The organism is Aeromonas sp. 603607, assembly GCF_049171595.1.
In the GTDB taxonomy this organism is placed as follows: Bacteria; Pseudomonadota; Gammaproteobacteria; order Enterobacterales; family Aeromonadaceae; genus Aeromonas; species Aeromonas veronii.
The window spans coordinates 214,696-227,710 of record NZ_JAAKOV010000003.1 but is presented as its reverse complement, the minus strand read 5'-3'; the positions used below and the strand labels follow the sequence as shown (position 1 = coordinate 227,710).

Below are 13,015 nucleotides of genomic sequence, written 5' to 3'. Positions count from 1 at the left end.
GGAGAAAAGACAATGACAACCTTAAGTCCGGAAGCCTTGCTGGTCAGGGCTGCCCTCGAAGCCCAGGGACTGGAAACCCCCCTGGTTGCCAACGAGCTGAACAGTCAGCAGAAGCGGGAGAAGATCGAAGGCCATATGCGCTCCATCATGGAGACACTGGGGCTGGATTTGGCCGATGACAGTCTGGCCGAGACACCGCACCGCATCGCCAAGATGTACGTCAACGAGATCTTCTCCGGCCTCGATTATTCCACCTTCCCCAAGGTGACGGTGATCGAGAACAAGATGCAGGTGGACGAGATGATCATGGTGCGGGACATCAGCCTCACCAGCACCTGCGAACACCACTTCGTCACCATCGACGGGATGGCACATGTGGCCTATATCCCTCGCGGCAAGGTGATTGGCCTGTCGAAAATCAACCGCATCGTGCAGTTCTTCGCCCGTCGTCCCCAGGTGCAGGAGCGGCTGACCCAGCAGATCCTGCTGGCGCTGCAGACCCTGCTCGGTACCAAGGACGTGGCTATCAGCATCAAGGCGACCCACTACTGCGTCAAGGCGCGGGGGGTGATGGACTCCACCTCCTACACCACCACCACCTCCCTCGGCGGTGTCTTCAAGACCCAGCCCGATACCCGGGCCGAATTTCTCGGTGGCCTGCGCGGATAAGATGGCGGTTGTTTTGTAACCGCCATGCTGAATAAACGAGACGCCAGCTGCCATTGCTGGCGTTTTTCATTGGTTCAGGATGAGAGTGGCGGTCTGCCACTGCTTGGCCCGCGTGGCTTGCCCTATGCAAACGTTATGCATTTTTTCGATTTATTCATCTGAGCGATATATTTAATCGAACACGAAAAAAACCTCGCTTTCACCTTACAAAAAGTAACCGGACAGACTCTTTCCGAACCGCCACGATCCGGTTACTCTAGCGCCCCCTCACGGCTCTCGCTGCCGCTCATGGAATTCAGAGATATTCATCAAGGTTGGATGGTGCGCCACTGAACAAGTGGCCAGATAGTTCATGCCAGGAGGGCGTGAACCGGACGAGTGCTACGAATTTAACGACCACCAGAATATCCCATGAATACCAGTACCATGACCATAGGTAAAAAACTCACCGCCGGCTTTGCCGTGCTCGGTTTGATGGTCGCCTTTATCGGCGGTTTTGCCCTTGTCCAGTTTGGCAACATGAATGATGTTGCCATCCGGTTTACCGACAGCATCTTGCCAGCGGTCAATCGCACCAGCGCGATCGGGGATTCTCTCGGTGAGTTGCGTCGTTATGAGCTGGGTTATTTCGTGGTGGCCGCCGAGCCGCTGAAAAGGGCTGAATATCGGAATATTGCCAGTCAACAGCTTAACTCGATCGCGCAGCAGCTGATTGCCCATGACAAGACGATCTGGCCTGAGGATGTGGCGGAGCGCCGTACCTTCGATACGGTGAAATCTGACTGGGATCGTTACGTCGCCCTGCACCAGCGAGTCACACAGCTGCAAGACAGCGATCAGCTTGCCGAAGCCCAACGCATCTTCCTTGAGGAGGGGGTTCCCCTTTACACCGCGCTGAGCAAGTCAGTGGCCTCCCTGATCCAGATTAACCATGGTTATGCGTCTGAATCCCGCAGTGACATTGTCGACTCTTATCAATCCGCCAATCTGAGTGTCACAATCGCGCTGGTGATCGGTCTGATACTGGTGGTGGTGCTCTCCGTGGTACTGACCCGCCAGATCCGCGATCCGCTGATCATGCTGGCCCGTCAGGCCCAGCGTATTGCCAATGGCGATCTGGGGCAGGGCGAACTGCAGCAGTGGATCCGTGACAGCCGCTTCAACCGCGATGAACTGGGTCAGCTGGGTTCCGCCATCAACCGGATGCAGGGCTCCCTCTCCGATCTGGTGAGCGAGATCGCCGGCTCCGTGAGCCAACTCAGCAGTGCGGTGGAGGAGGTGAGCGCCATCTCCAGCCAGTCCGCCAGCGGCATGGCCATCCAGCAGAACGAAGTCTCCCAGGTGGCGACCGCCATGAACGAGATGCAGTCCACCGTCAATGAAGTGGCCCGCAACACCACGGATGCCATGAGCGCCGCCAAGGATGCCTCCCGCACCTCTGCTGCCGGCAGCGAAGTGGTACGCAGCTCCATCGCCAGCATCGAAGAGGTGTCGGTCAAGATTGAGCAGGCTGGCACAGTAGTGCAGCAGCTGGAGGCCGACAGCGCCAACATCAGCGTGGTGCTGGATGTGATCCGCGATATCGCCGGTCAGACCAACCTGCTGGCCCTTAACGCAGCCATCGAAGCGGCCCGTGCCGGTGAGCAGGGCCGTGGTTTTGCGGTCGTTGCGGATGAAGTGCGTTCATTGGCCCAGCGTACCCAGGACTCCACCGCCGAGATCAGCAAGATGATCGAGCTGTTGCAGAGCCGCGCCGCCGAGGCGGGCAACGCCATGCAGCTGAGTCGTCACCAGATGCAGGAGAGTGTCGGTCTGGCACGGGATGCCGGTACCAGTATCGAGACCATCAATGGTGCCGTGGTGCGCATCACCGACATGAACACTCTGATCGCCACCGCTACCGAAGAGCAGAATGCGGTGACCGAAGAGCTCAACCGCAGCATCGTCAACATTCACAATGCCGCTGACGAGAATGCCCAGGGCGCTCATCAGATCGCCCAGGCTTGCGTCGAGCTGAGCAAGCTGGCCAACACCCTGCACCATATGACCCAGCGCTTCACCCTCTAAGGGTTGATGCATGGATAACAGAAGGCCCCGCAATTGGCGGGGCCTTGTTGTTTCTAGCGTTGTGGAAGGGCTCAGCTCAGGCCGACTATCTCGCCGTTCTCATCGATATCGATATGGCGATAGGCAGGCAGACTGCCCAGCCCCGGCATGGTCATGATGGGGCCCGCCAGCGCATAGACGAACCCGGCACCGGCGCAGAGCTTCACCTCGTCGATGGGCACCTCGAAATCGGTCGGCACCCCTTTGAGGGCTGGGTCGTGGCTGATGGAGAGCGGCGTCTTGGCCACGCAGATGGGCAAGTGATCCCACCCTTCGGCGGAGAGCTGGGCCAGCTGCTGGCGGGCTTTGTCGGAGAGCTGCACTCCGCGGCCGCCGTAGCCGCACTCCACCAGGGTCGCCAGTTTGGCGTCGAGGCTCGCCTCGTCGGGGTAGAGCAGTTTCACCTTACCTGGTTGCTCGCAGGCGGTGACCACGGCGCGGGCCAGCTCGCTGGCGCCGGCACCACCCTGGGTGAAGGCGTTGGAGATGGCCGCGCCACAGGCACCGGCTTGCTGCGCTTCATGGGCCAGCAGCGCCAGTTCGGCCTCGCTGTCGGTGGGGAAGCGGTTGATGGCGACCACCACCGGCCCCCCGTAGCGCCGGGCGTTCCGGATATGCCAGGCGAGGTTGGCGCAGCCCTGCTTGAGGGTTGGCAGATCTTCCCCTTGCAGGCTGGCTGGCAGCGGCTGGCCCGGGCGGATATCGAGCAGGCCGCTGTTGGCCTTGAGGCCGCGCACCGTGGCCACCAGCACCACGCAGGCGGGGGTAATACCTGATTGGCGGCTCTTGATGTTGAAGAACTTCTCCAGCCCCATGTCGGAGCCAAAACCTGCCTCGGTCACCACATAGTCGGTCAGGCCAAGGGCGATACGATCGGCGATCACCGAGGAGTTGCCGTGGGCGATGTTGGCAAAGGGGCCGGCGTGCACCAGCACCGGCGTCTGCTCGGTGGTCTGCATCAGGGTCGGTTGCAGCGCATCTTTGAGCAGCACCGTCATGGCGCCCGCTACTTCCAGCTGTTCGGCAGTGATGGGCTTGCCGTGAATATCGCGGGCCAGCTGGATGCGGCCGATGCGCTGGCGCAGGTCTTTCAGATCGCTCGCCAGCGCCAGAATGGCCATCAGCTCGGAGGCGGCGGTGATTACGAAGCGATCGCTGCGCTCCACACCATCGGCAGCGCCCCCCTGTCCAATCGTGAGGTGGCGCAGTGCGCGGTCATTCATGTCGAGGGTGCGTGGCCAGAGGATGTTGTCAGCATCGATATCGAGCCGCGGGAGGCCGGTTTTGGCGGTGAACTCGGCACCCAGTTTCTGTTCGTGGAACAGGCGGGCATCGAGGGCTGCTGCCGCCAGATTGTGGGCCGCCGTCAGGGCGTGAAAATCGCCGGTGAGGTGGAGGTTCATCTCCTCCATCGGCACCACCTGGGCGTGGCCGCCACCGGCAGCGCCCCCCTTGACCCCGAATACCGGCCCGAGGCTCGGCTGGCGGATAGTGGCGATGCTGGGCTGGCCGATATGGTTGAGCCCCATGGAGAGGCCAAGGGTAGTCACCGTTTTCCCTTCACCGAGCGGGGTCGGGGTGATGGCGCTCACTAGTACCAGCTTGCCGCTCTGCTTGGGCTGAGACTTGAGCAGGTCGAGGCTGAGCTTGCCTTTGTAGTGGCCATGAGGGCTGAGCAGGTGCTGGGGGATGGCGAGGCGTTCGGCCAGCGCGTGGATTGAGAGACGGGGGGACTGGCGGGAGATCTCGATATCGCTTAGCATCAGCACCTCGTTGGCATATCGGGGTAAAATATGCGGCGCAGTCTAGTGGAATATAACGGGTAATCCAATGAAGAAAACGATTTTATTTGGTGATGGTGAGGTTCGTCAGAATCCTGTTCTGCTGGATCTCAACGCACTCTATCATCCCCCCAAGCAGCCGATGACGGCGCTGGGGATTGTCAGCGCGCTGGTGCCGTTGTTCGGTTTCGGCTGGCAGGCGATGACCCAGGACCCCGAAACCCAGCTGCGCCACGAGATCCGCAAACGGGTCAACAAGCACAAGACAGACGAGGCAAACCTCATTTTGATCCTGCAGCTGGCCACCATGTTTGACTGCCCCGAGATTGAAGTGGCGCTCCCCTATGCTCTCAGTGAGCAGCAGTTGTCGGTGATCCGCACCCGACTGCCACGCTGGCAGTTGAGTCTCGAGCAGGAGCGTCTGCTAGCCAAGCTCACTCCTGTTGCCGCATCCACCGCCGCACCTGGCCAGCGCTAGGTTTCAAGCCGGACCAGCAGGCCGTACCCTCTGCTCTGGCAATCAGGTCGGCGCATCCCACTGCTGCGGGGCGAGATAGCGCTCCTGCACGAACTCGATAAAGCAGCGCACCTTGGCCGAGACGAAGCGGCGGTGCGGATAGACCGCATAAAGTCCCACCTCTCCCTTGTCCCACTCCGGCAGCAGGCTGACCAGCTGCCCTGACCGTAGCGCCTCCCCCACGATAAAGGTGGGCTGCAATATGATGCCCTGATCATCACAAGCGGCGCGGGTCAGCGCCACCCCGTTGTTGGCCCGCAGTGGCCCCTGTGGCCGGATGCTCTGCTGCTCGCTTCCCCGTTTGAAGTGCCACTCCGGCTGGGTCAGGGTGTAGATCAGACAGTCGTGCTGCTTGAGATCCTCGGGCTTTTCCGGTCTGCCCTTGCGCGCCAGATAGGCGGGGCTGGCGCAAAGCTCGACCCGAATGGTGGCAAGCTGGCGTGCCACCAGCGAGGAGTCGCTGAGGTGGCCGATCCGCAGCGCCAGATCGAACCCCTCTTCCACCAGCGCTACCCGCCGGTCGCTGTACTCGATATCGAGTTTGAGATCGGGAAAGCGCTGGCGAAACAGCGGCAGGGCGGGGGAGAGGTGCAGATAGCCAAAATCCATCGGCACCGAGAGCTTGAGGGTGCCGTTCGGCTGCTGGTTGTGGTGGGTCAGCTGGCTGTGGGTCTCTTCCAGCTCCGCCAGCAGGGCGAGGGAGCGCTGGTAGTAGAACTGGCCCGCTTCGGTGGGATTGACCTGACGGGTGGTGCGCGACAGCAGCCGGGTGGCGAGGGACTCCTCCAGCTGCTGCATTAGCTTGGAGGCCATGGCGACCGAGATGCCGAGCTGGTTGGCAGCCCTGGTAAAGCTCTGGCACTCCACCACCTTGATAAAGGTACGCATGGCGGCGATCTGGTCCATTTTCCATCCTCAGTAAATAATGAATTTAATAAATCACTGATTATTCATCTTCAGAACGAGGTTAGCATTTTAACCACTGATGTGAACCCCAAGATGAAGGAACGAACGGATGAAAATGACCAAGGCTCTGCTGGCCTCCTGCCTGTTTATGGCTACCCCTCTGATGGCGGCGGATTACGATGTGGATGCGGCGCACACCACGGTGCAGTTCAAGGTGGGTCACCTGGGCTTCTCCGAGCTGGTGGGTCGCTTCAACACCTTCAGCGGCACCTTCAGCATGGATGACGCCAACCCGGCGGCCGCCAAGGCGAGCTTTGAAGTGGATGCCGCCAGCGTCGACTCCAATCACGAGGCCCGCGACAAGCACCTGCGCAGTCCGGACTTCCTCGACGTGAAGCAGTATCCCAAGATGACCTTCGTCAGCTCCGCTTACGAGGGCACCAAGGATAAAGGCGTGCTGAAAGGGACCCTGACTCTGCACGGCGTCTCCAAGGAAGTGGCCTTCGATCTGGTCAAGATCGGTGAGGGCAAGGATCCCTGGGGCGGCTACCGCAGCGGCTTCAACGCCTCCACCACCATCAAGCGCAGTGACTTTGGCGTGAGCTACATGCTGCCCGGCATTCCGGACGAGATGAACATCAACCTGTTTGTCGAAGGCGTGCGCAAGTAATGGGCGCGGAACTTCTGCTGCAAACCCTGGCGGCTCCTCTGGGAGCCGCTTTGCTATCGTGGCGCTGGCCGCGACTGGGTTATCTGTGGGGCGCGCTGGCGCTCTGGCTGGTGGGCTCATTGCTCGGCGGTCTCTATGGTATTCCGGCCAAGGCGTGGCAGTGGCTGCCGCTGACCCTGCTGGTGCCCGCCATTGCGGCTCAGGTGAACGATCTGCGCGGTTCACTGCTGCTCTTTGCGGTGTTCAGTGCGCTGGTGTGGTGGCAGGGATTGGCCTCGGTACTGGCGAGCGAACCCGGGAGCTGGCTGGCGCTACTGCCCGCCATCCTCTGGTTTGGCTGGAGCACCTTGCGCTGTGACAGCCGCGAAGGGCTCGGGTTTGCCCTCGGTTTTATCTGGTTGGCACTGGTGATCGGCATCGATGGCAGTCTGCTGATTGCCCAGCTGGCCGGTGCGCTGGCCGCTTTCGCCGGTTTTCGCGCCCTGCTTGCCACCTTTGTTGACATCAAGGTAGCACCCGCCGGTCTGGCGCTGGCCCTCGCCTTCGTCCAGATGCTGGCCTGGCAATATGTGGAGGTGCCGCTGGTGGTGTTGCTGCCGGTCTGGTTGCTGCCGCTGCTGGAGTGGGCGTTACGTGACAAACCCTGGCCAGTGCGTTGGAGTGGGCTGATCCTGCTCGCTGCCGCGGGAACCGGGCTCAGCCTATGGTGGGTCTGGCCTGCTGCTTCTTTGTACTGATACTTGTGTGGAAAATGGTCAAATGGCGCCATTTTTGCATACCTGCTCATACTCTTGGCAGATAATGATTGAGCCCCCTATGTGTTTCAGATAAAAAGGATTTTCATTTTATTTGGACACACACAGAACCCGGCCGCGCCGGGTTCTGTTTGCCTGCTTTGCGGCACATAAGGAGGCCACAGTTGCGCAGTCAAGGATCTGAGCATCTGTTTTTTCGCCATTTCACCGGACAGGGACGTATCGACGGTCTCTGCATTCTGCTGGTCACTCACCTGCTTCCCGATCGCCCCCGTTTTATCGATTCCCTCGGTCAGATTGGGCGGATTGGCGCGATTTTACCCAAACCGAAATCGGTACACGGACCTACCTTCGAGTGGGTATCCCGGCACTATCCGGTACTGCCCCTTAACAGGCACTGGACCAATGATCCCGACAGCATCATCCAGCAGATTGCGCCGCTGGTGGCCCCCCACGAGCGGTTGCTGATCCTCGATATTGGCGGTTACTTTGCCAAAACCCAGGTGATCTTGAGTGAATACTTCGGGCCCCGTTTCCTCGGGGTGGTGGAGATGACCGAGAACGGCCACCAGCGCTATGAGCAGGAGGTGCTGGCGACCCCGGTGGTGTCGGTGGCACGCAGTCCCCTCAAGCAGGCCGAGGATATCCAGATTGGTCTGAGCGTGGTCTACTCCGCGGAGTCGCTGGCTCGTAACCTCAACCGTACTTTCAACGTCTGCGAAGCCGTGCTGTTTGGCTATGGCAAGGTGGGGCGCAGCATCGCCCGCGACCTGCGCTGTCGCAACCTCCATCTCGGGCTGGTGGAGACCGATGTGCTGCGACAGGTCGAAGCGCTCTCTCACGGTTTTCGCTTGATCACCAAGGCCGAGGCGTTGAGCCGCGCCGAGCTGGTGATCTGCTCTACCGGCAACGGCTCGCTGGATTTGGCGGATCTGCAGGCGCTGCGCCCCGGCACCATGGTCGCCTCGGTCACCTCGGCCGATGACGAGTTTGCCTTCTCGCTGGCCCAGTTGCCGTGGCCGAGCGAAGAGGTGTGCCCCCATGTGCTGGCCCTCAACCGGCCGGATGGTACCCAGATCTACCTGCTCAACCGGGGTGAGGCGGTCAACTTCGTCCATGGCGCCGTGATTGGCGAATATGTCTATCTGGTGCTGGCGGAGATCATGGAAGGGATCCGGATGCTGGCGGCAGGCCCTCTTGCTCCCGGCCTGTTCGAGCTGCCAGAATCGGCGATGCGTACCATTGCCCGCCATTGGCTGGCCGATTTTCATGGGGTTGATCAGCGCTGATTTGACCGAACCGGGATTGGCCATTGGGTGGCGGTACGCCACTTCCCGCCATTGGCCGCTTTTTTTATGGAGTCACTCATGACCGAGTCTGAAACCCTGATCAGCAAACCCCGCATCGAAATCCGCTACTGCACCCTCTGTCGCTGGATGCTGCGCGCCGCCTGGCTGGCGCAGGAGCTGCTTTCCACCTTTGACAGCGATCTGGGGGAGGTGGCGCTGGTGCCGGCCAGCAAGGGGGAGTTCCGCATTCTGGTGAACGGGGTGCAGGTGTGGGATCGGGTGGTCGATGACGGCTTCCCCGAGGCCAAGGAGATCAAGCAGCGGGTGCGCGATGTTATCGCCCCTGAGCGGGATCTCGGCCACTCGGATCGCAAGGCGGCCGAGTAACGCCAGATGGGCCGAGCGCCTCGAAAAGGTGCTGAGCATGAGAGCGAAAGGAGAGGGAGGCGATGGCCTCTCTTTCCTTTTTTGCCTTTGGCTGTTTGCCTGGCGCCTGTAGGGCTATGAGCGCGGCTCGGCCAGATGACTGCCGATATAGCGGGCCCGCTTGTGGGGCTTGATGCGGCTCACATCGACCCACACCAGCCCGTCGATGCAGTGGTTGAAGTCGGGGTCGATACCAAAGTCCATAAATTGCACCCCGCCCGGCTCGCACAGCTCGGAGTACTGCTTGTAGAGGGTGGGGATGGCGCAGCCCAGATTGTCGAGACGGGCCTTGAGTGCTTTGAGATCGGCGCCGTAATCCACCCCTTCGAACAGAGGCTGCGTCTCGGGGTAGGGACGGCGGGAGGGGGCCAGCGCCAGCTCGGGGGCAAAGTGCTGGCGGTAGAAGCTCACCAGCAGATCCTTGGCCGCCGGCGGCAGGCTGCCGGAGAGCGACACCGGGCCAAACAGGTAGCGGTAGCGGGGATAGCGGGCCAGATAGGCACCGATGCCGAACCAGAGATAATCGAGCCCCCGCTTGCCCCAGTAGGCGGGCTGGATAAAGCTGCGGCCAAGCTCGATGGCCTGCTCCAGCCGGGGCAGCAACTTATCCTCAAAGCCGAACAGGGTGTGGCTGTAGAGGCCATCCTTCCCCTTGCTGGCCAGCAGCTCCGCCACCGGGGCAAAGCGGTAGGCGCCGATAATGTCGAGTCGGGCCGGATCCCAGAGGATCAGGTGGTGATAGTCGTTGTCAAAGCCATCGAGATCCCGCCGCTTGCCGGAGCCTTCCCCCACAGCGCGAAAGGCGATCTCCCGCAGTCGCCCCAGCTCGCGCAGGATCACCGAGTGGCTCAGTTCGTGGCGGCGGTAGAGGTAGATCCCCTGACCATCCGGGGTGGTGCCGAGCTGTTCGCAGCTTTCGATGGCCTGTTTGAGCTGGCGGCGATCCTCCGGCAGGGCGATGGGGGCCTCGGTCTGCAGCCGTCCCGCCTTGCCACGGCCAATCCGGTAGAGGTGGTTGCGCACCAGCCGCGCCGCCGTCTTGGCGGGCAGCTCCTGAAAACTGCCGAGCGGAATGCGCGCCCCTATGGTCACCGGCAGGGTCTGCCCCTGCTGGCGAAACAGCTGGCGTACCAGCAACAGGGCGGAGGCGGGCTTGTTGAGCCAGGAGGCGAGATAGAACCAGAGGCTGTTGCGCCCCCCCAGATGAATGGGTACCAGCGGGGTGCGGGTGCGCTGGGCCAGTTTGATAAAGCCTGCCTGCCAGGGGCCGTCTTTTACCCCCTTGAGGCCAAGCCGCGAGACTTCGCCTGCGGGGAAGATCACCAGCGCACCTTCATGGGCGAGGTGCTCGTTCATGGCGAGGATGGCCTGTCGATCGGTCTTGCCCTCCATATTGTCCACCGGCAATAGCAGAGGGCGCAGCGGCGCGAGTTGTGCCAGCAGCTGGTTGGCGACGATCTTCACATCGGGTCGGATGCGACCGAGCAGTTGCAGCAGCGCCAGTCCATCCAGCGAGCCGATGGGGTGGTTGGCGACAAGAATGACCCGGCCGCTGGCGGGAATATGCTCCAGCTGCGCCTCGCTGACCCGATAGTCGAAATCGAGCTGGGTCAGCGCCTGCTCGACAAAGTCGAGGCCGCGCAGGTGCGGATAGCGGGTGGCAAAGTCGGCAAAGGCCTGCTCGTTGAGCAGCCAGCCCAGCAGCCGCTTTAACAGCGGGGTGAGCAGGGGGTAGCCAAGCAGGCGGGGGAAGAGCTGGGTCAGCAGGGTATCGATAGTGAACATCTGGGGGGCTCCGACGATCCGTTGCTCCCAGCATGATGTGACACTGTTCCCGCGACATGTCAGCGGGATGACAGTTTGATGGCAGCGGCAGCCAGTTGCTCCTGAGAGACTCTCCCCGGTTTCCCTTTCCTGATGGGTGATGGCCAGATAGCAAGGGGGGAGCCGGTTAACCGGCTCCCCCCTTGATGGTCGTGGTAATGACAGCTACCGCTTAACCGCGCCAGGCTGCAGTGAGGCGCACCAGCTCCACCAGGGTGGCGACCGATTTCTCCATGGATTGCAGCGGGATGAACTCGTGCTTGCCGTGGAAGTTGTGGCCACCGGTGAAGAGGTTGGGGCAGGGCAGGCCCATAAAGGAGAGGCGGGCACCATCGGTACCGCCGCGAATGGGCTTGATCTTCGGCACCACGTCGGCGGCCTCCATGGCGGCCTTGGCCAGCTCGACGATATGCATGTGCGGCTCAATCTGGCTGCGCATGTTGCGATAGCTGTCGGTCAAGGTCAGCTCGATGCGGGCTTTGGGATATTCGGCCTGCAGGGCGGCCACCCGGCTCTGCATCTCGGCCTTGCGCGCGGCGAAATGTTCGTCGTCGAAGTCACGGATGATGTAGTGCAGGGTGCTCTCTTCCACGGTACCGCTCATCTGGGCCAGATGGAAGAAGCCCTCATACCCGTCGGTGCACTCCGGGGTCTGCTCGGCAGGCATGGCTGCGTGGAAGCGGGCGGCCAGGGTCTGGCTATTGATCATGTTTCCCTTTGCGGTGCCGGGGTGGACGTTGTTGCCGATAAAACGCACCGTGGCGCTGGCAGCGTTGAAGTTTTCATACTCCAGCTCGCCCAGTTCGCCGCCATCCACGGTATAGGCCCACTTGGCCGGGAATCTCTCCAGCGGGAACAGGTTGGCGCCGCGGCCGATCTCCTCATCCGGAGTAAAGCCGACCCAGATATCGCCACGTGGGATCTCGGGGTGGGCCTGCAGGTGGTCGATGGCGGTAAGGATTTCGGCAATGCCTGCCTTGTCGTCGGCGCCCAGCAGGGTGGTGCCGTCGGTGGTGATGAGATCCTGACCCAGATAGTTTTTCAGGAAGCGGTAGTCACGGATGGCGAGCACCTCGTCACCCTTGCCAAGGCAGATGTCGCCGCCCTGATAGTTTTCGATGATTTGCGGTACTACGTGCTCCGCCTCGTAGTCGGCGGTGTCCATGTGGGCAATCAGGCCGATGGCGGGTGCGTCCGGCTGGTTGCCCGGCAGGCAGCCGGTGAGGTAGCCGTGCTCATCCAGGGTGACCTGGCTCAGCCCCAGCGCCTTCATCTCTTCTTGCAGGGCACGGGCAAAGATCAGCTGGCCTTCGTTGCTGGGGCAGGCTGGATTGGTCTCATCGGAGCGGGTATGAAAAGTTACGTAACGCAGAAAACGCTCAAGCAGGGTATCCATTAGTCAGCCTCTAACCGATTGTGAGCGGTCATTGTGGCCAATCCGTGCGGGGCACTCATTGCGTCAGCGCAGGTTTTTCCCATTTTTTGACGCAAGGGAAGAGCGGCGAATGTGCGGCGCGCGGGGCAACGTCCGGGAGGGAGATCGCATAAATGTGGCATTTATTGCGATATTTAGGCGCTGGCGGTGGCGGCCAAATTCCCCTCTGCGACCGCACAGCAAGGCGTCAGCCCAATCATGGCGTTTTCACACACTTTTCAAGGGGAAACCGGGCTGTCGCATAACCTGCGCCATCCCAGAGCCCGCCTGCCCGCCAGCAAGATTTGATCGACTTATTAAAAGGGGATTTTGAACACTATTTTTTATTGTCACTGCCCGCGGTAAGTGTGTACACTCCGCGCCGATCCAAGGGCAACCCTGAAGCAGGCAGAGCCGCCAGAAACCCGACCGATCATACGCCTATAGGGCGAGGCACGCAGAAACGACAGACACTGCTGGGGAATGGTTTCTTTAATACCGGTTAGGCTCCGGTATCAGGGAGAACAACAGACTCTCATCCTTCATTTGACCGAGTGGGCCACCGGCTCATCATCTTCCCTTGTCATGGGCGGTCACTGACGATGAGGTGGGCTGTGGTTGTTGTCGTCTATCAACACGCATGCGTGCTGGCGCCTTC

At 61.2% G+C, this 13,015-nt stretch carries 11 protein-coding genes; 7 read left to right on the top strand and 4 right to left on the bottom strand.

The annotated features are described in order from the left end of the window. The first annotated feature begins 12 nt into the window (after nt 1-12). Nucleotides 13-669: a GTP cyclohydrolase I FolE gene (gene folE / locus G5315_RS05345; RefSeq protein ID WP_005344140.1), complete on the top strand. Its 657-nt coding sequence runs from the start codon at nt 13-15 to the stop codon at nt 667-669. A 411-nt stretch (nt 670-1,080) separates the two neighbouring features. Continuing rightward, nucleotides 1,081-2,736, top strand: coding sequence for a methyl-accepting chemotaxis protein (locus tag G5315_RS05340; protein WP_421222119.1), 1,656 nt, complete (start codon nt 1,081-1,083; stop codon nt 2,734-2,736). 71 nt (nt 2,737-2,807) lie between these two features. On the opposite strand, the gene G5315_RS05335 is transcribed toward G5315_RS05340, so the two are convergent. Beyond that, nucleotides 2,808-4,538: a formate--tetrahydrofolate ligase gene (locus G5315_RS05335; RefSeq protein WP_421332644.1), complete on the bottom strand. Its 1,731-nt coding sequence runs from the start codon at nt 4,536-4,538 to the stop codon at nt 2,808-2,810. A 67-nt stretch (nt 4,539-4,605) separates the two neighbouring features. Between G5315_RS05335 and G5315_RS05330 the strand changes: the two genes are divergently transcribed. After that, nucleotides 4,606-5,034: a hypothetical protein gene (locus G5315_RS05330; RefSeq protein ID WP_421332643.1), complete on the top strand. Its 429-nt coding sequence runs from the start codon at nt 4,606-4,608 to the stop codon at nt 5,032-5,034. Between the two features lie 42 nt (nt 5,035-5,076). On the opposite strand, the gene G5315_RS05325 is transcribed toward G5315_RS05330, so the two are convergent. After that, the gene (locus G5315_RS05325) at nt 5,077-5,979 is read right to left on the bottom strand and encodes a LysR family transcriptional regulator (protein WP_058059914.1); all 903 of its coding nucleotides are present in this window, start codon (nt 5,977-5,979) and stop codon (nt 5,077-5,079) included. A 109-nt stretch (nt 5,980-6,088) separates the two neighbouring features. On the opposite strand from G5315_RS05325, the gene G5315_RS05320 reads away from it, so the two are divergent. From G5315_RS05320 to G5315_RS05305, 4 genes are all read left to right on the top strand, one after another. Further along, nucleotides 6,089-6,649, top strand: a complete 561-nt coding sequence (locus G5315_RS05320) for a YceI family protein (RefSeq protein WP_005334411.1) — start codon at nt 6,089-6,091, stop codon at nt 6,647-6,649. Then, the gene (locus tag G5315_RS05315) at nt 6,649-7,386 is read left to right on the top strand and encodes a hypothetical protein (RefSeq protein ID WP_421332642.1); all 738 of its coding nucleotides are present in this window, start codon (nt 6,649-6,651) and stop codon (nt 7,384-7,386) included. The genes G5315_RS05320 and G5315_RS05315 overlap by 1 nt, the downstream gene beginning before the upstream one ends. Nucleotides 7,387-7,568: 182 nt before the next feature. Next, nucleotides 7,569-8,693, top strand: a complete 1,125-nt coding sequence (locus G5315_RS05310; RefSeq protein ID WP_421332640.1) for an adenosylhomocysteinase — start codon at nt 7,569-7,571, stop codon at nt 8,691-8,693. A gap of 78 nt (nt 8,694-8,771) precedes the next feature. Further along, nucleotides 8,772-9,080, top strand: a complete 309-nt coding sequence (locus tag G5315_RS05305; protein ID WP_005344153.1) for a SelT/SelW/SelH family protein — start codon at nt 8,772-8,774, stop codon at nt 9,078-9,080. 114 nt (nt 9,081-9,194) lie between these two features. On the opposite strand, the gene G5315_RS05300 is transcribed toward G5315_RS05305, so the two are convergent. Next, nucleotides 9,195-10,904: a lysophospholipid acyltransferase family protein gene (locus G5315_RS05300; RefSeq protein ID WP_421332639.1), complete on the bottom strand. Its 1,710-nt coding sequence runs from the start codon at nt 10,902-10,904 to the stop codon at nt 9,195-9,197. Between the two features lie 211 nt (nt 10,905-11,115). Next, entirely contained in the window at nt 11,116-12,339 is a 1,224-nt protein-coding gene (gene pepT / locus G5315_RS05295; RefSeq protein WP_376888284.1) for a peptidase T, read from the bottom strand. Nucleotides 12,340-13,015 lie beyond the last annotated feature (676 nt).